General features: G+C 54.7%; 20 protein-coding genes. 4 read left to right on the forward strand and 16 right to left on the reverse strand.

All coding sequences use genetic code 11. The features are described from left to right. Window positions 1–151: 151 nt before the first annotated feature. The 3 genes from RBB80_RS22940 to RBB80_RS22950 are packed head-to-tail and all read right to left on the reverse strand — an operon-like array spanning window position 152 to window position 1,434. On the reverse strand, window positions 152–496 hold the full coding sequence (locus RBB80_RS22940) for a hypothetical protein (RefSeq protein ID WP_433970093.1): 345 nt from the start codon (window positions 494–496) through the stop codon (window positions 152–154). Window positions 497–512: 16 nt separating this feature from the next. After that, window positions 513–1,034 (reverse strand): LLM class flavin-dependent oxidoreductase, encoded by a 522-nt coding sequence (locus tag RBB80_RS22945; RefSeq protein WP_433964657.1) that lies wholly within the window; start codon window positions 1,032–1,034, stop codon window positions 513–515. Window positions 1,035–1,038: 4 nt separating this feature from the next. Then, window positions 1,039–1,434 (reverse strand): 3-hydroxyacyl-CoA dehydrogenase NAD-binding domain-containing protein, encoded by a 396-nt coding sequence (locus RBB80_RS22950; RefSeq protein ID WP_433964658.1) that lies wholly within the window; start codon window positions 1,432–1,434, stop codon window positions 1,039–1,041. 690 nt (window positions 1,435–2,124) lie between these two features. On the opposite strand from RBB80_RS22950, the gene RBB80_RS22955 reads away from it, so the two are divergent. Both RBB80_RS22955 and RBB80_RS22960 read left to right on the forward strand, forming a co-directional pair. Beyond that, a complete protein-coding gene (locus tag RBB80_RS22955; RefSeq protein WP_433964659.1) occupies window positions 2,125–2,418 on the forward strand; it encodes a hypothetical protein in 294 nt (97 codons plus the stop codon). Between the two features lie 60 nt (window positions 2,419–2,478). Then, the gene (locus RBB80_RS22960) at window positions 2,479–2,811 is read left to right on the forward strand and encodes an ATP-binding protein (protein WP_433964660.1); all 333 of its coding nucleotides are present in this window, start codon (window positions 2,479–2,481) and stop codon (window positions 2,809–2,811) included. Here RBB80_RS22960 and RBB80_RS22965 read toward each other — a convergent pair. After that, on the reverse strand, window positions 2,794–3,927 hold the full coding sequence (locus RBB80_RS22965) for a PAS domain-containing protein (protein ID WP_433964661.1): 1,134 nt from the start codon (window positions 3,925–3,927) through the stop codon (window positions 2,794–2,796). The genes RBB80_RS22960 and RBB80_RS22965 overlap by 18 nt on opposite strands. Before the next feature lie 137 nt (window positions 3,928–4,064). After that, complete coding sequence (locus tag RBB80_RS22970) at window positions 4,065–5,225, reverse strand: extracellular solute-binding protein (protein ID WP_433969828.1); 1,161 nt, start codon at window positions 5,223–5,225, stop codon at window positions 4,065–4,067. Between the two features lie 1,105 nt (window positions 5,226–6,330). On the opposite strand from RBB80_RS22970, the gene RBB80_RS22975 reads away from it, so the two are divergent. Then, window positions 6,331–6,831, forward strand: coding sequence for a hypothetical protein (locus tag RBB80_RS22975; RefSeq protein WP_433964662.1), 501 nt, complete (start codon window positions 6,331–6,333; stop codon window positions 6,829–6,831). Here the strand turns inward: RBB80_RS22975 and RBB80_RS22980 are convergent. The 3 genes from RBB80_RS22980 to RBB80_RS22990 all read right to left on the reverse strand — a co-directional run bounded on the left by RBB80_RS22980 (window position 6,828) and on the right by RBB80_RS22990 (window position 10,993). After that, on the reverse strand, window positions 6,828–7,226 hold the full coding sequence (locus RBB80_RS22980) for a RidA family protein (protein ID WP_433964663.1): 399 nt from the start codon (window positions 7,224–7,226) through the stop codon (window positions 6,828–6,830). The genes RBB80_RS22975 and RBB80_RS22980 overlap by 4 nt on opposite strands. A 910-nt stretch (window positions 7,227–8,136) precedes the next feature. Next, a complete protein-coding gene (gene katG / locus RBB80_RS22985; protein ID WP_433964664.1) occupies window positions 8,137–10,371 on the reverse strand; it encodes a catalase/peroxidase HPI in 2,235 nt (744 codons plus the stop codon). 175 nt (window positions 10,372–10,546) lie between these two features. Then, entirely contained in the window at window positions 10,547–10,993 is a 447-nt protein-coding gene (locus RBB80_RS22990) for a Fur family transcriptional regulator (RefSeq protein ID WP_433964665.1), read from the reverse strand. 127 nt (window positions 10,994–11,120) lie between these two features. Between RBB80_RS22990 and RBB80_RS22995 the strand changes: the two genes are divergently transcribed. Further along, window positions 11,121–11,342, forward strand: a complete 222-nt coding sequence (locus tag RBB80_RS22995) for a hypothetical protein (RefSeq protein WP_433964666.1) — start codon at window positions 11,121–11,123, stop codon at window positions 11,340–11,342. Between the two features lie 1,253 nt (window positions 11,343–12,595). Here RBB80_RS22995 and RBB80_RS23000 read toward each other — a convergent pair. The 8 genes from RBB80_RS23000 to RBB80_RS23035 all read right to left on the reverse strand — a co-directional run bounded on the left by RBB80_RS23000 (window position 12,596) and on the right by RBB80_RS23035 (window position 20,759). Further along, entirely contained in the window at window positions 12,596–13,045 is a 450-nt protein-coding gene (locus tag RBB80_RS23000) for a hypothetical protein (protein WP_433964667.1), read from the reverse strand. Next, on the reverse strand, window positions 13,042–13,719 hold the full coding sequence (locus RBB80_RS23005; protein ID WP_433964668.1) for an alpha-amylase family glycosyl hydrolase: 678 nt from the start codon (window positions 13,717–13,719) through the stop codon (window positions 13,042–13,044). The genes RBB80_RS23000 and RBB80_RS23005 overlap by 4 nt, the downstream gene beginning before the upstream one ends. Before the next feature lie 655 nt (window positions 13,720–14,374). Next, entirely contained in the window at window positions 14,375–14,926 is a 552-nt protein-coding gene (locus tag RBB80_RS23010) for a hypothetical protein (RefSeq protein WP_433964669.1), read from the reverse strand. A 201-nt stretch (window positions 14,927–15,127) separates the two neighbouring features. Next, on the reverse strand, window positions 15,128–16,708 hold the full coding sequence (locus tag RBB80_RS23015; RefSeq protein WP_433964670.1) for a hypothetical protein: 1,581 nt from the start codon (window positions 16,706–16,708) through the stop codon (window positions 15,128–15,130). A gap of 3 nt (window positions 16,709–16,711) precedes the next feature. After that, window positions 16,712–18,595, reverse strand: a complete 1,884-nt coding sequence (locus tag RBB80_RS23020; RefSeq protein ID WP_433964671.1) for an ATP-binding protein — start codon at window positions 18,593–18,595, stop codon at window positions 16,712–16,714. Further along, a complete protein-coding gene (locus tag RBB80_RS23025) occupies window positions 18,561–19,244 on the reverse strand; it encodes a response regulator transcription factor (RefSeq protein ID WP_433964672.1) in 684 nt (227 codons plus the stop codon). The genes RBB80_RS23020 and RBB80_RS23025 overlap by 35 nt, the downstream gene beginning before the upstream one ends. Before the next feature lie 346 nt (window positions 19,245–19,590). After that, complete coding sequence (locus RBB80_RS23030) at window positions 19,591–20,169, reverse strand: glycosyltransferase (RefSeq protein WP_433964673.1); 579 nt, start codon at window positions 20,167–20,169, stop codon at window positions 19,591–19,593. Continuing rightward, entirely contained in the window at window positions 20,166–20,759 is a 594-nt protein-coding gene (locus RBB80_RS23035) for a glycosyltransferase (RefSeq protein ID WP_433964674.1), read from the reverse strand. Before RBB80_RS23035 ends, RBB80_RS23030 begins: the two co-directional genes overlap by 4 nt. Between the last annotated feature and the right edge of the window lie 8 nt (window positions 20,760–20,767).

Consider the following 20,767-nt stretch of genomic DNA (forward strand, 5'->3'; position numbering starts at 1 on the left):
GGCGATATCATAACGCGAACCGAAAGCAGGGGCGACCGTCTTCAGAATGGCATCGAGGACATGCGAATTGTAAGCAACGTCCAGTTGGTTCGGGACGGTCAGTAAAAGCGTGTCGCCTTGGAAATCGCCTCATCTTTCGTAAGATGTTCGATCAGCAAATCCGGTTCGGCCGCGTAGTCACGGCCGAAGATCGCTCTTGTCGATGTTCAATGAAGCCGATCTTGTCCTCTTCCTCCCCACCGCGTCCGAAATGGGCGCGATCGATGTCGCTGATCAACGCGAAGATACTGCGGCTGACGGAAACCCAGGGACTGCGCGCGTGGCCAGCTTTCCTCCAGGCTGCCCGAAAAGCGCGAATCGGGGCAGCTTGTTGGACGTGGAATGGTTCGCCAATCTCGTCCTCTTTGAGGGTTGAGGATTGCAGGTTCATCCCCAGCTTTGCGGCCAAGACCGCAGTCGCATTGGAACCTGCTCCCCACCAGATACGCTCACGCAATCCCTCCAAGTGCGGCTCAAGGCGTAAGAGCCCGGCGGATTGGCAAACATCGGACGTGGGTTCGGCTGAGCGAAATCCTTGCCGTGGAACAACTCCAAAAACTCCTGGGCGTGGAGTCGGCCGATGTCTGCGCCATTCTCGCCTTCATGTGGGGCGTAGCCAAATAGCGCCACCCATCGATGACCTCTTCTGGGGAACCTCGACTGATTCCCAACTGCAGGCGCCCTCCAGCGATGAGATCCGCAGCCCCGGCATCCTCCGCCATATAGTGAGGATTCTCATACCGCATTTCGATCACTGCGGTGCCAATCTCTATCCGTTGCGTCTTAGCACCGACCGCAGCTAGCAGCGGGAATGGCGATGCCAATTGTCGGGGGAAGTGGTGAACACGGAATAGGCTCCATCCATTCCCCAGGCGCTCGGCCTCTACGGCGAGATCAATGGATTGCAGCAGGGTGTCGGACGCCGACTGCGCCTCTGACTGCGGAGAAGGTGTCCAATGGACGAATGAGAGAAAGCCAAGTTTTTCCTGCACCATTCGTCTATCGGTGCCGTCTCGATGCCCTCGCAAGAATCGTGGCCGCCGGTGTGAGGGCGTCCATGTCGGCGAACAACTGGATTTTGAAGTCAGGCATGTCTGGCCCGTTTTTCTGGACCAGATCGACACCCACAAGCGCATCGCACAACTTGGTCGTGGAACGAGAGGCACTTTTCGAGGCGTCGGAAGACAGGCCCAACTGCTCAAGGGCAGGCCAGGCACTATCGATATACTGGCGCAGGCTCTCTTCGGCGTTTGGAGCTGGATCCGTGGCGATCGCTTCGAGACCATGCGCCAGGAACAGTGCGGCCAATCTGGCACCGATGACTCCGGTTCCAACGATTGCGACACGGCGAATTGCATTCTCTGAAGACGTCGGTGTTCTCCTTTTCTCAGACACATGTCAGCGATAACGTCCAACGACGTCCCGCGTGGACCATGAGCTCTATCGCAGGCCCCAGGATTGATGGCGATACATCCAACTCGCCGGAGGCAGGCGGCCCATCTTCCAAGACTGGAGACGACGTGATCCTACCCAAGGCTGAAGCGCGAAAGATGACATATTCCTAGAGTCAGTGCGGCGGATCTTCTTCAAACAAAGTGCATCGCTTCGACGATCGGCGCGTGGATCGACTCGTAAAATCCCGTTGGTTCATAAGTATTTCTTAGTGAGAATTCGAAAGGGTTCATGAAGGTTTGATGCGGAAGAAGATCTTCTCCGACCGACTTGTAAATGCCTCTTCATTACGAGCGACACGCCCGGGACTGCAGAACGTCAATCCCCTACGTCACCAATTGAGAATGGAGGCCATGGCCGACTCGCTCGTCCCGACAGCACAACAGGGACGTCATCGGTTAAGGGCCTGCTACCGCCCGACTCATGGCCTCCACCGCTGGCTCATTGCGGAGAACCGCTCGTACAAACCACCGATGAGTTGGTCACGGTTGCGGAAGTGACAAGCGAACCGTTCACCGGCTACAAGGCCAATCGATTCCTCCATACCGCGCTTATACCGACCGATAAGGTGACCGCTGTTCTGGCTGTCGAGGGCGGTATTTCACAACGACGCCAGCACAGGTGGATCTCAGCGTGCTTTCGGGCGGAACGGTGAGCACGCACCACACTTGGATCGACGGTGTCAACGGCCTTCGCCATGAACCGCTGATTTATACCTGGGACAACTACAAGCAGATCGTTCTGCTCCCGGACGATGCATTTCTGATGGCGTATCAGCTTGCGTCGCGCGTCCTCGCGGATGGAAGTATATCTTGGGATATCCGTAATGTACCGCTGCGGAACGAGGCAGGCAATATTGTCAAATGGTATGGAACTGGAATCGAAATCGAGACCGTAAACGCGCGGAGGAAGAGCGCCAGAGGCTGAATCAGCTCGAGGCAGAAATTGCGGTTCGCCGTATCCCGTAATAGGACAATCATTTCCTGGATGATTTTGTTCACGTCGATGCTCAACGGCATCGAGGCAATAAAAGACACCGAGGGTGAGTTGACCGTAATCTCGAGAAGAACTGAAGATGGCGAAATCCTCATTGCGGTAAGTGATTCAGGCAGCGGTCTTCCAGTCGCCGGGAGTGAGCATCTGTTCGCTGCCTTCTTCACCACGAAGCCGCAGGGAACCGGTATGGGACTCTCCATTAGTCGCAGGATTATTGAATCGCACGGTGGCCGCTTGTGGGCGAGTGCCAACACAGTCTGTGGAGCAACATTTCAGTTCACGCTGCCCAACGAAGCAAACACGTCTTCACCTTCCACCGGCTGAAGCACACCCGCCCTGCTGTCCGCGCAGATTCAGGAACCAGCAATATTTTCCGTCCGCCCGCCGCACACGGACCTCATCCTCGTTCTGTCGTCCATCCTTAACCGCTGCTCGCCGCTCGGCGACGAACCGGGCACGGTCGTCGGGATGAAGGACGGATTGCAAGTTCCAACCCCATATGTCTTCGGGAGGTACACTCACGAACTGCTGTAAACGCTCGTTGATGAAATCAACTTCGCCATCAGACGATGCTCTCCAAATGAGCGCCGGAACCGCGTTGATGACGTCACGAAGCTCTTGTTCACTCCGCTGGAGGTTTTCATAGAGCTGCTGAAGCTCGATGGTTGTTTGGTTGAACACTCGCGAGAGATGAGCGAGTTCGTCTCGGCCTTGCACAGAGATCTGCTGACCAAATTCGCCCTTTGCGAGAGCGGAGGTTCCGTCGACCAGGAATCTCAGAGGGCGAGTGATGCTCTGCGTGATACTGAATCCCAGGAGAGCCGCAACAACGATTGTCAGGCCACCTATGCCGGGCAAGGTGAATAGCGTTCGAATCTGCGCACTCTCAATCTGGCGAGCGGCTTCTGAACGTTTGTTTTCTAGATCACGGCTGGCGGTAGTCACTAGTTCAGCACTGAGGCTCTCAAAGGGTTCGAGCGGTTGTTCCATCCGCTGATGCAGGGCCTCCCAATCTCCTACGGATGCGAGGGCAGCAAGCGAATCAACTTGCGAAGGCAGTAATCCTTGAATCGTTTCCAGTGTGGGTAAGACTGTGGGATCGAGAATGTTATTCGGTTCGATTCCTCGGAACACTGTTTCGGTTTGTCTCCGGCTATCGCTCAGCTGGTTGCGCAAAACAGGCGCTTCCTGCAGCAAGCGTGCAAGATCCCTAGCCTTGACTAATTGTTCCGATGCGCTGTGGAACGAGAGAAGAAACGCGTGGGCACGCTGTACCTCCATGAACTGCTCGTCCATTTCCTTGAGACGGTTCGCTTGAGTGCGCATCACCCGCGACTGCCAGAGCAAGATGCCTGTTGCCACCGACATCAGCACGATGATCAAGACAAAACCGAGCGTCAGACGGGTATTGATGCCAACACGCGAAACGAGTGAGATCATCCGCGCTGGCTTCCCGACGGTAATGTGCCTTGCCCTGCTATTGTTTCGTCCATTGCTTATCTTAATGATAACGTCCGCCCCTACAACATATCTCAATGACAAATAGGACGGAGCCCACAGCGATGACCTGCGCTATTTCAGTGCGGATATCCGGGTTTCGGTTGTTTCAGGGGGCCTTTGACAAAGCCGGTGATGTGCTGGAGTTTCGCTTCCAGCTCAGCAGCAGCAACGCGAGCGTTCTTCTTCCGCGTCAGTACGGAATGCACTGCCTGGGCATAAGCATGCGAAACGTCATCATAGTTCCTACCCACCACCATAGAAGGACGACTCACAATCCTTTCTCCTACTGGTTGGCCAGCCGATATTGATCGCGAGTATGCCTTCAGAACGGTTGGCAGACGGTAGAGTTCGGTTCCAGTGGGCAACGCAGCACCTGCGCTAGCAACCTCAAGCTCCGACTCCTGGTGCAACAGGAATTTCACCAGCGCGATAGCTTCTCGTTGGTGCTTCGACCCTTTCGATACTCCTATGCCAAACCCGCCGAGGGTTCCCACGGCTAGACTTCCCGACGGGATGCTTGTCACACCCATTTCCCCATCAATCATTGACTTTGCAGGGTTGGTGAGAAAGTAGTCAGACGTCCAGCCACGCTGGAATGCTGCCTTGCCTGAGTTTACGAAATGCTTGAGGGTGTCCCATTCCTCGTACGCAGTAATACTTGGAGGCGATATCCAACCGATCCAGCGCGCGGCGCGTTGCCATGCACGGATAGCATTCTCATTGTTCACACTAATCGTTCGGTTAGCTTCGATAATCCTTCCGCCACCTTCCGACGCTTGCCATTCCAAAGCCAAACAAGTCAGACACTCCTCTGCTGCCCCTGGCCATACAAACCCCCAAAAATCCTTCTCGCCAGCGGCTCGCTCTCCTTCCTGAATCCGGAAAGCCATCCTCTCTAGTTCGGACCAGGTTTGAGGCGGGGTGTGGTACCCATACTTCGCTAACAGGTCCGTGCGGTACAAAAGCACACCAACATAAGGGCGATAAGGAATAGCAACAAGTCTGTTGTTCACCGTATAGCTTTTAACTAAGTCAGGATCGGCAGCGGAAAGTTCTGAACTGAAGAAAAGCCTCAAATCAAGGAGTGCGTCATCCAGAAGTCCAGACCAAATGACGTCGATACCCAATACATCTGGCGTATCCTTTTCCGCAAGCAGCTCCTGGGTGAGCTTCAGCTGTCCCTCTGAGGTTTCGGGAGCGGGCAGGTGTTTCACCTTAATCCTGTTTCTTTCTCGAATTGCCGTAGAACTCCTTCAGAGAAGAAACGTCGTTGCGACCGGTCGTGCGACCACTCCGGATCCATATAAGTAATCGTGACGGGCTCCGGCTTGGCACGATCGCAGCCCGGCAAGCATTCAAGAAGCGTCGAACATAGCCCTGCGATCACTTCTCGGCGCGTTGGGAACATGTACACCCCGTATAGCAGGCTTAGTAGTCGAGAGCGGTTCGATGTATGGGGCGATGTCATCGCTGCCGACCAGAACCGAGAGGTCTTCCTCTGTCGCGATCAGTCTTCGCAGCTCGCATAAGCCCTGTGTTCGGACAGCTCCGAATCGTGATACTAGCAATTGCGGAGAGCTGAATAAATTACATATTCCTTGTACCCAAAACGAAGGCCCGGCACCTGGCCGAGCCTTTGTCCTTTGCACCGAAGCCGCGGACGGTACCAAACTAATTCTTACCATTCGCGCTGCTTTGACCGACGGTGATGCGCCACCTTTTGTTTTTTTACGTCGTCGATAACTGAGCCTTACTGGAATGTCCATTCCTACAACACATCTCAACGATAAGAGAGACACACCGCACTGCTATCATCTGGCGCCATCCACGCGAGATATGCTCGTGCCCAATGCTTCAGGCGGGCCTTTGGGGAAACCCGTGATGTGCTCGAGTTCCGTCTCCAACTGAGCAGCTGCTTCTGGAGCGCCTTTCTTTCCTGTCAGTACGGAATGCACTGCGCCCGCATACGCGTGCGAGACGTCCTCATACTTCCTGCCTGCCACCATAGAAGGACGACTCACAATGCCGTCACCTAAAGGGTGACTTGACGTTATCGATCGCGAGGATGCCTTGAGCAAGGTTGGCAGGCGGCAGAATGCGGTTCCCGCAGACAACTCAGCGCGTGCACTGGCAGCCTCCAGCTCATACTCACTGTGCAAGAGGAATTTCACTAATGCGATAGCCTCTCGTTGATGCTTCGAGCTTCCTGAAATTCCAAGGCCAAACCAGCCAAACGTTCTTACGCCGATCTTCCCTGCCGGAACGCTGGTCACACCCATTTTCCCGTACATCATTATTTGCGGGGGATAGTGAGGAAGTAGTCAGAAGTCCAGCCGAGCGAGAATGCTGCTTGCCCGAGTCCTCGAAACGATTGATCGAGTCCAAATCTTCGTAGGCAGTAACGCTTGGAGGCGATATCCAGCCGATCTACCGCGCGGCACGTTGCAACGCGCGTATCGCGTTCTCATTGTTAACGCTGACGGTTCGGTTGGTTTCGATAATCGTTCCGCCGTCAATACCTCGGTGCCTTCTGAAGACGTAGATCGTTTCTCGAAAGCGATCGCGGGTTTTTCCGAGCGGATGACGACCTACGCGAGTTCTATTGCAGATCCGACGGAGTACGGAGAGCAGACCGCCGGTCGATTGTGCCCCGTGATGTTGCCGTATGAACTTGGAACGACCGCTACCTTTGATCGTACCCGCTTCAATGGGCGAGCGCTTTGCGACGACGCCATGGATGTCATGTTGACCCTGGCGTGCAACAAGCCGATTGCCGATGGGGTCGCCCCGGATCCGACTCGCATTCGCAAGAACTTTCCTTATTATGGAGACGGGTACACTTAAGACGAGCAGGTTGGGTAACACCTGTGTCGCGTCCCTCCAAGAAATGAAGTGGGCAGGAACGAACGCTCCCTACTTTTCGTAGACCGGGGCCACTGCGTAGGCTTCGATTTCGATGAGGATGTCGGGCCGCACAAGGCCGGGGACGATAACCAGCATCGACGCGGCCGATGGTTCTGAAGCCATTTGGTGCGAACAGGTGGGTAGAGCGGAAGATCTTCAGCCCGCACCAGATACTGAGTGATCTTCACCAGATGCTCGGGGCCCATTCCGGCGCGCTCAAGGAGTGCAAATACATTCTTCCAGGCTTGTTCGGCCTGTCCTTCGAAGGTCTCGGGCAGCTGCCCGTCGCGAGTAAGACCTGGTGTCCCGAAGAGAAAAGCAGTCGGCCTGGGCACGCCGATTCAACCGCATCGCTGTACTTTCGGATGTGGCGTGCCACGCCGATATCGTGAATCTTATTCTCTTTCGCCATGTGTTCAGGAGGCCATTTTCGATGTAATTACGTCAAGTTATCGAGCCTTCTGTTCCGTTTTACCAATTTGCGCCGTTGATTGTTCGAGGACCGGAATTAGTCTGGATCGACGACAACATGGCCCGATTCTCAACCAAAATCACAATTCGTACCGTAGGTCATTACAGGCGCGTCTGAGGAGTAATCAGTTATATATGCCGTCGGCGAGGAAGCGCGGGAATTTGTTCCTTCACAAAAGACGAAATTGCCTAATCAGTTGAAACGTTGGTCAGTGCGTAGCCTGAGGAGCGGGAATGCCATCAGACCAGACATTCCCCGCCGTCGCTGATACGCCCACAGATTCGCTCCCCACATTTGAGCCGAGTCGCTCGGAACATACCACATCATGTGCGGATGCCAGTGTATGTCATCGTCGCTTGGGTACTGCTGGTTTGACATCATGTAGCACATCGCGTTCCGCTCCAGCGTCCGCGTATGGTCAGCTTCCGACTCGCGGCCGCCACACGACTACGGTGCGGACAGTAGAGCACAGAAGCACAGTTGATGAACGCATTCATGGTTTCCTGGATCACTCCTCAGAAGTCGGCTTCGGAGGGGTGATGCCGCTCAGAGAGGCTCCGGCTCTAGCCCGATCCGGTCGTGGCTGCGCTCTGGAGGCGCTGTTTACAGCGAGAAACGCACAGCCGTCCGGACACACGCCCCAGAGATACCTGGATCTGTTCTAGTTCACCGCCTGCTTGGTGGCAAAGACTCGCGCAGGTTTTGGGTAGATATGAAGAGGGGCTACCCTGCGGTAGCCCCTTGGTTTGCGGAGTTAAGGTACCACCGACGAACTACGCCTTGTGCAGGTCGTAGCGGTCGAGGTTCGTGACCTTGTTCCACGCGGCTAAGAAGTCCTTCAAGAAGATCTCCTTCGAGTCGACCGATGCGTAAACTTCCGAGATGGCTCGGAGCTGAGAGTTTGAACCGAAGATCAGGTCCACTCGAGTGGCGGTCCATTTAACTTCACCTGTCGCGCGATCCAACCCCTCAAACAAGCCTTCCGAAGTAGAAGATGCCTTCCACTCGGTTGCCATGTCGAGCAGGTTGACGAAGAAGTCATTCGTCAGTGTCTCAGGCTGCGTTGTGAAGACGCCGTTCTTGGAGCCACGGAAGTTGGCACCGAGAACACGCAGGCCACCAACTAGGACGGCCATCTCAGGAGCGGTCAGAGTAAGCAACTGTGCCCGGTCGACAAGCAGCGCTTCCGCACGTTCGGTGTGTCCCAGCCGGAGGTAGTTGCGGAAGCCGTCCGCCGTCTGCTCCAGCGGGGCGAATGACTCAACGTCGGTCTGTTCCTGCGAAGCATCTGTGCGTCCAGGCGCGAAGGGGACGGTGACGTCGTGTCCGGCCTTCTTCGCAGCCGCTTCAACCGCAGCGCAACCGCCGAGAACAATCAGGTCGGCAAGCGACACCTTTTTGCCCGTCGTGTTGAAGCCCGTCTGGAGTTCCCCGAGCGTGCTGAGAACCTTCGCGAGCACGAGAGGCTGGTTCACCTCCCAGCCCTTCTGCGGCTCGAGACGAATGCGTGCACCGTTGGCTCCGCCGCGCTTGTCAGAGCCGCGGAAAGAGGACGCCGCAGCCCAGGCTGTCGAGACGAGTTGCGAGATCGAGAGACCGGAGGCGAGGATTTTCTCCTTGAGTGCTGCGATATCCGCTTCGCCTATGAGTTCGTGATCGACAGCGGGGACGGGGTCCTGCCAGATCAACTGTTCCTTGGGAACCAGAGGTCCCAGATAGCGAACGATAGGACCCATGTCGCGGTGCGTGAGCTTAAACCATGCACGAGCGAAGGCATCGGCAAACTGGGTTGGGTTTGCCTGGAAGCGCTTGCCGATCTTTTCGTACTCGGGATCGAACTTAAGTGCGAGGTCCGAGGTGAACATCATAGGCAGGTGTCTCTTGTCCTTGATGTGAGCGTCGGGAATGTTGGCTTCCTCGTTTACGGCGTACCACTGCCACCCGCCGCCAGGGCCTTTCTTCAACGCCCAATCGTAGTTGTAGAGGTTGTCGAGGTATTCACTGTCCCACTTGATGGGGCTTGATGTCCAGGCGCCCTCGAGGCCCGAGGAGATGGTGTCCTCGGCGTTACCCTTGCCGGCGGAGCTCTTCCAGCCAAGTCCCTGCTGCTCGACGGGTGCGCCTTCGGGCTCGGGTCCAACGTACTTGCTAGGATCGTGGGCTCCATGGCCCTTGCCGAAGGTGTGGCCCCCGGCGATGAGCGCGAAAGTCTCTTCGTCGTTCATCGCCATACGGCCGAAAGTCTCTCGAATGTCGTGTGCCGAACCGACCGGATCGGGCTTGCCATCCGGCCCTTCCGGGTTCACGTAGATAAGACCCATCTGCACCGCGGCGAGGGGGTGATCGAGATCACGCTCGCCCTGGTAACGATCACTACCGAGCCAAGTATGCTCCGATCCCCAGAAAATGTCTTCCTGCGGAACCCAGACGTCAGCGCGACCGCCGCCGAAGCCGAAGGTCTTGAAGCCCATCGAGTCAAGCGCGACGTTGCCCGTAAGGATCATGAGATCGGCCCAGGAGATCTTCTTGCCGTACTTCTGCTTGATGGGCCATAGCAGGCGGCGAGCCTTATCAAGGCTGACATTGTCCGGCCAGCTGTTGAGCGGCGCAAAACGCTGCGTGCCCATGCCTGCACCGCCGCGGCCATCATGGGTGCGGTACGTGCCGGCGCTGTGCCATGCCATGCGGATGAAGAACGGGCCGTAGTGGCCGTAGTCCGCCGGCCACCAGCTCTGGGAGTCGGTCATCAGGGTGTGGAGATCCTTAATGACGGCATCGAGATCGAGGGTTTTGAACTCGGCGGCGTAGTCGAAATCCTGGCCCATGGGATCGGCCAGCTTCGTATTCTGGTGCAGGACGGCAAGGTCGAGGCGGTCGGGCCACCAATGTTCGTTGCGCGTGATCTTGCGGGAGTTATGCGTGACAGCCCCATGCAGAGGTGAGGCCGTCTCCGTCTTGGTGGAGGGATTCTCTCCGTGCGGCACTGGACATTTCATTTCGTTCGACATTTTCGCTCCTTCGTTTTCATTGCCGGGGAAACCTATCCCACGTTTGGGCCGCGAGGGCCGACGGTTAGCGAGTTCGTGTTATTACCACCGGAGCGCTGGCGCCGGTGGTCAAATATTTGCCTTTATAGCCTTCGACATATCGCAACTTCTTAAGTTCTGTTAGGGAGTGGATGGTTTAGCTGCGCTTCGCTTTCTGGCACGCGGCACAGATTCCGATGACGTCGATAGCGTAGCGTTCTACCTGAAAGCCTCCAGGTAACCGTTGCAATGCCGGTAGGACGCCGAGATCCTTTTCTTCGATATCGGTGATGGCCTTGCAATGCGAGCAGACCATGTGGTGGTGGAGGCGGCTGTTCAGCTCGACTCTGAGAGAGCCGTGGTGCATACTGACTTCCTTTAGCACGCCTCTCTCGACGAAGAGATGAATATTCTTGTAAACCGTCGCGAGGGAGATCGCTGGTATACGCTTCTTGACCCGCGCGTAGACCTCTTCCGGGCTGGGGTGGCCAGGCATCGTCTGCATGACCTCGTAGAGAACCTGGCGCTGGTGGGTTGCTGTGAGCCCGTGATCCGCACAAAGTTCACGGAAGGGACGGGTCTCAACGCTGGGAGAGGTCTGCATTAATAGTTAGTAAACGATAATAATTCTCGTTCGTCAAGCGGTGGAGGTTTGGAATTGGGCAGCAAACCGTGGATCAGTTCAATTACATCAACTCGATGTTGGTGGATGGTCTCACGGAGGCTCGACAATGGTCCGGTGGGGTACCAACGGTCTCGCCATCAACGGTTCGTCGCAGATCTGCCTGATCGACGGCTCGTTCGTCGCGCCCACAGGCGTCTCCTCAGCCGTCGGCGGTTACTTCGGCCCTTCGCCAACGCTGATCTCTGTCACTCCCACCGCAGTTACTGCCGTCAGTGCTGACGTGAAGGTGACGCCCACTGGCCGCGACTTCACGCAATCTTCAAAGTGACATGGAACAACCAAACTCTTCCGATCGATTCAGTCTCCAACACACAGATCGTTGCCACCATACCTGCTTCCTCGCTCACCAACCCTGTAGCGAGTGGTATCGCAGCCACAAATGGCGCCCGCACCGGCAGCTCCGGGGCACTCGGTTTCACTGTTCTTCCGGACCTGGGTTAGGTACGAAGATCAACACCCTGGACATCTCGGGCCATGATCTCGCATGGGACAGTAAACACAATTTGCTTTATGTCGCTTCTCCCGCCAGCGATCCCGTTTTTCCCAACACCATTGCGGTCGTCGACCCTACTAAGCCTACACTCACCCAGGCTATCCTATCGCCGTCGACCCAAGCGCCATCTCACTTTCTGACGACGGCCAATACCTCTATTCCGGCTTTCATGGGCAGACCATTCTCCAGCGCTATGCTCTGCCGTCTTTCTCGCTTGATCTCACCATACCGACTCGCGCAGGACTCCCCGCGAACACCGTGGGAACTCACGGCACCTGTACGTTCGCGGACGTCAAGGTTGCGCCTGGCAATCCTCAGTCGATCGCTGTTACAAGGTGTAGAAACCCACGTCCCGGCACTCTCTTGTATGGCTCCGGTGCCGGTGACCTCACCACACTTGCCTGGGGTTCAGACGCCATCGCACTCTTTGGCCGTCCGACTACTGCTGTCAGCCTCAGACCCTTATCGGCACATTCTCCTCTGGCGTGCTCGGCGTAAAAGACTCAACCCTCAAGCGAGCCTTCCTTCTCACCTCTTCTGGCTCGAGCAACTCCGGTCGGATGCAACCTCTTACACGCTTAATATTGTGGATCTCAACACTCTCGCTCTGCTGAACTCAATTTGTGATACCCGATGTCCTCGGCTATCCGACGCGATGGCTCGCTGGAGCTCGAACCGCCTCGCATTTGTGACAGCCAGCCAACTCTATACAACGGGCTCTGCCGGAGTCCTTTATATTCTCCAGGGCAACAGCATTTCGGGCCTGCCGTAGGGCCTGAATATTCGTCATATATCCGTCGAATTCCGCCTTGTGGCCTGCTTTCAACGGGGCCCGTGGTTGCTGCGACGATCCTTTACTCGAATGCGCAAGACGGCGATTTGAGTCCGGGGACAGAAGTGTGTCGGCGACCACCATGCCTCTTTGACTAAGAAGCTGCGAGATCATTCAGCTGCTTTTTTGGCTTTGTCTAGAGTTCTTTCTGGCTGATAGAGGTTGACTTGGTGCCATTCACTCGATTCCACGGCGCCTACGAAACGTACACCTCTGCTTCCCAGGCAAAGATCGGCTCGCGACCGGCAAAATTAGCGGGAACGTTTCTCTGCTGTGTGATCTCGCGCCACGATCGCCCGCTTGGCCAATTAGGCACGACGTATTCTGCTGAGGAACCGATGGAAGTATCCGTGCTGAAGTCGGAGAAATTTGCAAGCACAACGACGAGGGAGCCGTCGGAGCCGGGGCCCCGTTGCCAGGCCAAGACGCGCTTGCCGTCGTTGAAGTCTACATGGAGAAAAGAAGTGTCATTGACGCCGAGCGCCCGACTACTCGTGCGCAAATGCACCAGACGAGAGACGTAAGCCAGAAGGTCCTGCCGCAGCAGCACGGCTGCCTGTTGGACTGGTTCCTTGACGTTGTCCAGCAACTCGAAGTGCACCGGGGCTACCTGTTTGCCTCCATCCTGTGAGACATTGCCGTTCACGTCAAAGCGAGTGTGCGGTCGGCGAATTCTTCGCCCGCCAGAATCATTGGAACACCCACCGCTGTCAGCAGGCAGGCAAAGGCGAGTTTGATGCGACGTATCGCATCAGCAGGCGCGAAGCCGGCAAATTTGGTAAACGAGGTATAGAGGCGTTCTCGGCCCGGGCCTTCGACATCGTGCGAGGTGATGTAATTAACGGCCTGAGTGCCGTCGGTAAACCCGAGGTTTCTGCAATCGATGGCCTTGCGGACCGTCCACTCAAAGGTCGGCTCGCCCTCCGCTGCGGTCACGCCAAGAACCGCGGCCCGCACCAGTACGCGAAAGTGATCGTTCCAGAGGCCATCGAGGCGATTCTGTGTCAGCAGGGCGAGAGGCACGGAGAGCTCTTCGCCGACCACGAGGAAGTGAGAGTCTGCACCCGCGCCCAGTCCCTGCGTCGCCCACCGCTGCGCGAAAAGCGCGCGGGCACGGTCTTTGAACCCCTGAATGAAGTCCCAGTTAGCTATATTCTCCACGCTGTCGATGCGAACGCCGTCGGTATTAAAGTCTGTCATCCATCGGGTGAGTTGGGTGTACATGTGCTGACGGGCAGGAACTAACGCCGGGTGGTCCATCCCAGACTCGGGGTCGTATCCGCTCGCGGACACCCTCCCGCCGAACAACCAACTCGTCATTTACGAGTTGCCCACGGCATGGGCTCGCACCGCGACGGGCAGCGTTGGCATAGGCACCGGGAGCTTTCAGGACGTCCGTGCGCTCATTGTGCGTTGTCTGCACAAGCGGATTTTCTAAAGGCAGAACATTGAGTCACCTTTTGCTTCCCCCAAAAATACAGCTCTGCTTTTTGTTGTGGGTTTGGTTACTTTTGCATGTTCGTTCGATCGGTTTCTATGGACGCTGTCCGCAATCCTAGTCCATCAACGAAGGAAAAGTGATGAGAGCGCGGAGAACTAGAAAGGTATTTCGATGGAATCGACATCTTATGCGGCTTTTTCACATTCTGCAGGTTGAGACTTTTCTAGGCCCTGTCGTTCTGTTGTAGTTGTCGGAACGGGCCCGGCGGATTTACCTCTGCGGTGTTAGCAAGACGATCGCTCAAAGTTACAGTCTTCGCAAGAGCACCAGGAATCGCCTCAGTTGAGCCAACAAAACCGAACAGGTAACGATTTGTTCAACTCGTGAGTTTGCGTAAAGTGTAGCACTGGCTTGCGTGACCTCGCCCCGGAGGTTAAGGCCAGAAAATGCCATCTTGCCAAGGGTCCGATCGTGAGGCTCCGTAGGACAACTCCTCCGTGCGCTTTTATACCGCAGCCAACGAGGGCTTCAAGACTAATAGTGGATCTCGTGACTTGGTTTATAGTCTTCACCAAATTTGTTTTCATGACGTGCCAGCGCATCGACCGCAGTTTGCAGTGTGATATTCCCGAGACGCGCCGGTTCGGATGAAACCTGGATAACTTGCTCAACTGCGGTTTGACTCACGAGCTCCCCGTTTTCGCTCCATACGTTTAGACGATAGCTGCCGGGTGGAACATTGTGGATGGATACAATGCCGTCCTTCGTCGAGATCCCATAGTACGGAGTGCTTAGTGCAAGGATAACTGCTCCCATCTCCGGATGAATATTGCAGAAGATATACGAGACCCCTTCACGATCGAAGCGTACAGAACGGGTTGTACCTGATTCATAGAGACCAAGGTCGAAACGTTTTCCGTTAAAGAGTGAAAATACATTGTGAAAGAAGGGGTCTTCATTTGGAAATTGTACGGAGGATCCAGTAGGGACAACGAGCAGATGTGGAGCGAACATTTTGTCTTTTTGGACCAGACGATACAGAGGTTGACGCGCCAGTGACGGAGGCACCGTTGTTCCAGGCTTCAAGGATGAAAGCCATAAGACTACGTTCTCAATGCTGGGGGAGTTATGGCTTTTCCTCTCATTCGAAGGCGGTGACGCTCCCAGGCGGATCTTCGCGGAGACCTCAACACCCTGGGCACATAGCTGCGGCGCCGCAATTCCCATCAGAAGGAACAAGCATTGGACGGTCATCGACCTTGGCAGCTTCCGCAATATTTAATTCTCCTAGAACTGATATCCCGCTGAAAGCGTAAAGATGTCTGCTGTGGCGCCAGCGCCATAGATGGGCGATGTCCAAATTCTTCTGTACTCCGGCGAGAGGATGATATAAGTCTTTGGTCGATAAATCAGGTTGGCAACGACCATTTTGTTGCGAGCACGAAGTTGCACTGCAGTCGCTGTCGTCGGAAATTGGAGAGTGTGAAAATCGCCTGCAAAGCCATCATCAAGACCCAAACTGACGTTCGCCTCGATCGATTGGTTGAAACGCGTCTTGAATTGAGTCCAGCCGCCGATCGCGTTCAAGCCACGGTAAGAGTTTTGGCCGGTAACAGGACTGATGCCGACGAGAATGTCCTTATAAACTCCGCCACCCAACCCGCCTAACCCGCGACCACGATATCCTTCTCCGCTAACTTCAAAGTGATTGTTGAAGGGTACGCGCCAGTCTGTCGTGACCGCCCAGGTGTCCAGACTCGCTCCGTAAGGATAACTCTGCCTGCTGTAATATCCACCTAGCCCGATCTGAAGAGGATGCTGGCTGGCAGAATTGCCGTAGAAGTCCTTCGCGGTTCCATAGGATATGCGCGATTCATAGGCTGGCTGTTTGGAATATTCGCCGGGGCTGGGAGAGCGAGAGACAAGATTTGTACTGTAACCCGCAGTCTGCGGATCCCATAATCCAAATTCAACCTGCAGCTGCCTTCCGGATTGAAGAGGAGTTTGGTGTGCATAGCGAAGTTGTGGCGACCACGTCCACAAGTTTCCTGCGCCGGACAGACTGGGTTCGGCGACTGTTGCATAAGATGTGGGCGATAGGGGTGAGATCAACGGCTCAACCATTCCCGCCTGAACTGAATCATGGTCCCAATCCAGATTGATACTAGCGGTTCTCATGCGGACGATACCAGCCGAAGTCGCAGTAGTGCCATAAGCAAGCCCACCGAAGAAGTCCAAATTGATGTCAGCGGATGTTTTTGCGCCGACGATTCTGGGGCCGAATCCCTCTAGGCCGAGGATGGTTTGACGAAAACCCGCGCCGGCACTTCCATCGCCCGAATCGTTACTCGCGCTGAGAGCCACTTCAGGAAGGTCAATATTGTCAACGATACCCTTGTTGATGAAAGAGTTGAAAAGGATTAGACCAGTGACGCGAACAGGGTACTTCGAACCGCTTTCAATCTTCGTCTGCTCATGGAGTTTGACTTGTTCCTCCAGCGTCTGTTGCCTTTCCTGCAGATCTTCGATCGCGGAGGCTGTCGCCTTTGCCGTGTCGACACTATCATTACCAGCCCGGGATTGTTCGGAATGGACGGGCTGTGTGGCCGCCAACTGTTCCTTGATGAGTAAAAGCTCTCGTTGTAGTTGCAAGATCTCCTTCCGGGACTGCTCAAGTTGCTGATGGGCCGCCTCAAGAGAGGACGATATCGTCTCGAGCCTCTGTTCCATCTTGACGGAGCGCGCATCAGCAAACGAAGGCGACGAAGATACTGTATCCGGAGCAGGAACGGTTGATTGCGCGTACAACGAGGCACGCGCTCCGGTTAGCATCAGACAAGCGAGAAGGCAGAAACCGGTCTCTCTCATTCCTCAACCTTTTTCAGGGACGGTGATGTAGGTGGGTGAGGTCTTCTTTTCGACCGCGGCACCGAGCGCGAGTAACGACGCTCTTGGAAGATTGATCGTGAATACGGTATCGCCTTCGGCGTTTTCTTCGAGTTCAATCCCGCCGCCGTGTTCCTGCGCAATTTGTTGAGCAAGAGTCAGGCCAAGCCCAGTCCCGCTTTCCCTGCTCTCACTTACGAATGGTAAGAATATCTTTTGACGAACAGGAGCCGGCACACCCGGACCACTATCAACAATTCTGATCTGAATCGACCGTTCGCTTTCGATAAGAGTCAGGGTAACGGTAGGAGGGCCCTGACCGCGTTTTGCGGCTTGACAGGCATTCAGGAGCAGATTGTAAACAGCACGGCCCAGTTTTTTGGCGTCGATCCATGCTTCGAGTGAAGACAGACCGTAGAGAGTTATTCTGACATCTCGCCCCGCAGGATGGGAACGGACCATGCTCACCGCTCGCTGGATCATAAATGCGATTGATTCAAACTCGGGATGGAGTGCTCTACCGGTTTGAGTGAAGAGGAGCAGCGAATCAAGAAGATCGGTCATCCCTTGAACGGCCGCTTGCACCTCAAGCATCAACTCTTCACGCTCCGACTGAGTTATATTTACGCCGCTCATAAATTCGGCATTGGCATACATCGCTGAAAGATAATGCCTTAGATCATGGGAAATGGAACTCGCCATTCGTCCGATGGTCGCAAGTCTCTCCGCGTCGAGAAGGTCATGCTGGGTGCGACGCAGCTGAATCCGCATACGTTCGAAGGCTCTGCTTAGCTCCCTTATTTCCGCTGCTCCGTCCTCATTGAGTTGATAGTCAAAGTTACCTTGAGCGAGAGCCCGAGTACCTTCTACAAGGGTTTCTATAGGGCGCGTGAGAGTGCGCGAGATGGAAACCAACATTCCTGATCCGACAACTAACGCCACAAGAGCAAGCGCAAGGACCCAGCGGTTCACTCTGTTCACCAACTGCGTTGCCTCTTCAAATGACTTCAAGACAACAAGCTGAGGTATCTCCGTTAAGCTCTCCGGTCTGGCAGAGGTAGTAAGTCGCTCGGATGCTGCGAGATAGTCCATCTTCCCAAGCTGAATTTTCTTATTCTGGGTCGGCACCTGTAACAGGTCCCCACCCCGCGCTACGAGCTGCTGCTGTAACACCGGACTCAATGTGCTGACTACAACTCTACCGTCAACAGAGAAGGCAACCTGCGCCGCGGCTGCTTCGCTAACCTCGCGGGCGACATGTTCATCAATGGGGTATCCCACAGCGACAAATCCAAGTAGAGTTCCATGCTCCTTCAGCCCAAAGTAAAGTGGCTGTGTCGAGATTTCGTAGATTCGGTCGTCCAGGGAAAGCAAGATCGGCTCTCCAGGTTTGTGGCGCTCCATCTCGAGCGCATGTGCGACCCCTGAATGGTCGAGCGCGGCGCCGCGATTGTAGGAAACGATGAGTTTTCCGTTTTGATCCAGTAGCGCGAAGAAGTCGCATCCACTCACCTGCCAGAACTCAATACCGCCATCCTCGATGGTTATGGGATCGTAGGTGGTCATCAGAGACTTCAGACTCGGCAGGTCGGCTAGAAGAGCAGACTCTCGAGCCAAGAGTTCACGCTGCTGACGTTGTAGGTTCTGGTAGGTCTTGACTGAGTGTTGGAGATCAGATGCGAGGTCCGTCCGGGTCTGCTGTTGAACGATGGTGCGGATCACGAGAAGACTCAGTAGCGTGCAACCAAACGAGAGAACGAGTAAAGGGATCAGCAGCGTCGTCCTCATCCGCAGCCGGTCCATCAGTTTAGCTCTCCCATGATCGGTGGCGGTATCAGCTTCCGCGGACGAATTTGTAGCCAATGCCATGGATAGTGCGGAAGTATACAGGCTTTGCCGGATCCACTTCCAACTTCTGCCGTAACTTCATGATGTGGTTGTCCACCGTGCGCGTCGTCGGGTATGACGTGTAGTTCCAGACATCGTTGAGCAACTCTTCCCGAGTAATGACCCGTTCCGCGTGTTCGACAAAATACTGAAGAAGCTTAATCTCATGTGCGGTGAGAATCACAGTCGCACCGTCCTTAGAAACTTCCATGCCAGAGAAATCCGCCGTCACGTTTCCAAAGCTAACGCGAGTGTTCGCTGCCGGTTTGCGGGTTCTTCGGATTGCAGCCTGGACCCGTGCCATCAGTTCGCGCGGACTGAACGGTTTTGTGACATAGTCGTCCGCGCCCAACTCCAATAGCAAAACCTTATCAGCGACCTCAGAAACCGCGCTGAGAACCACAACTGGAGTATTCGCTGACCAGCTCTTGATCCCCTTGCACACCTCCAGCCCTGACATGCTTGGCAGCATCAGGTCCAGTACAACACCGGCAGGCTTTAGGCTTTTACAGGTTGCCAAACCCTGCGCGCCGTCGCCGGTCACATGTACGTCGTAACCCTCGGTGGTGAACTGCCGGTGAAGTGCCTTCTGAATTCTAGGATCGTCTTCAATTACCAGGATCAAGCTCACGTTTTGTCGCTCCTAAAGGAATCTCGGTGGCCCAGTCCGACTCCTGCTTATATTTTATAGAGAGAGTAACGTTTCTTTGACGGTCATCCGCCTAAGTGTCTGATTTATATAATCAAATGACAGAGCCTTGACAACTTGGAGACATTTAGGGCTGGGATAGAACGCCAGGAGCCTGAACAACAAGACGAGTGGACAAGTTGTCTGTTGTAGGCGTTCTACATGATATCGATAACCACCATCCCCAGAACCTCCGCCGCAGGACAACAAACGCCGGGAAGAGGAAGGCTGTAAACCGATATATCTAATGGCGACTAACCACTAATGAAAGTTCAAACTGAAGATTGAATCAAGAACCAGCGGGATGGAGCGCCACCGTTTCACTTCTCTTCGTCTCCTCAATCGATCCTTCTTGGAGTTCAAAATAAACAGTCATGAGTTTTCGAGCAATCTCTTCTAAAGAGAACCTATCAAGATCTTCTGCTTTTCTCTTAGGCTTCGTCAATGCATCACAGATTGCGGTTGCCAACGCAGACGATCCTTCTTCGGAATACAGGTCGAAATAATGGCAGGCCTCACCGCCTATTTCACGGAAAGTAGGAATATTGGAGCATACGACACGGCTACCGCACAGGAGTCCTTCGACCACCGGTAAACCAAACCCCTCCGCTAAAGATGGAGCTAATAATATGTCACAACTTTTGTAGAGCCATATCAATTCCTCATCACTTACGCCGTCTATCAATTTTACGCTATCCGACAGATCCTCTCGTCCTATGACGGCCTTGATCGTGGCAGTCTCAGGGCCATGATTACCCAACAAAAGCAACAGCGTTCGCCTGTCAATTCTCCCTCTTTTCAAGAGGTCACCAAACACCCGGAGTGCCATTGGAATATTCTTGTTTGCGCGATGCTGGGCGACCATCAAGAAAAAGGTCGTTCCGTAATGACGTAATAGCGATGTCGGCTGGAGTTAATATTTACACAGTTGTAAACAACTACTGCCTTTTTCCGAGCAACCATGGGAAATCTCGTATCTAATCGGGACAAAGTAGTTTCAGAAACGCAGGTGATTAAATCAACCTCTCTAAGACATTGTTGAAGAAACGCTCTGTTAAAGTAGACCTTCGGGAAGCCAAAATTGTCTGGTTCATCATAAGGGTAAAGATCATGCAACGAAACTACCACGGGACGATTTATAATGGCACGTCGGATGGGAACTGGAAAAGAAAGATGAATGATATCCGCAGCCACAGCGTTTGCCAGTTTTGGCAACTCCCATAAATACCAAAGGTTTCGTGCAAAAGCATCATTGTGTATGTTGGCAACCACGATGCTGAGTTTACCGTCTCCCATTCGAAAAGAGTGTCTAAAGTACGATTCTTGCCACTTTCCAACGACCAAGGTGACCTGAGAGATCTCTTTACGGCTAGCCGCACAGCAAGCGAGACTGTACGCGTGTCTACAAATACCTGATGGACCAGTAGATGATGAAAGGGCAGTGATCAATATATTCATAGCTCTGC

Source organism: Tunturiibacter gelidiferens (assembly GCF_051013345.1).
Lineage (GTDB): Bacteria > Acidobacteriota > Terriglobia > Terriglobales > Acidobacteriaceae > Edaphobacter > Edaphobacter gelidiferens_A.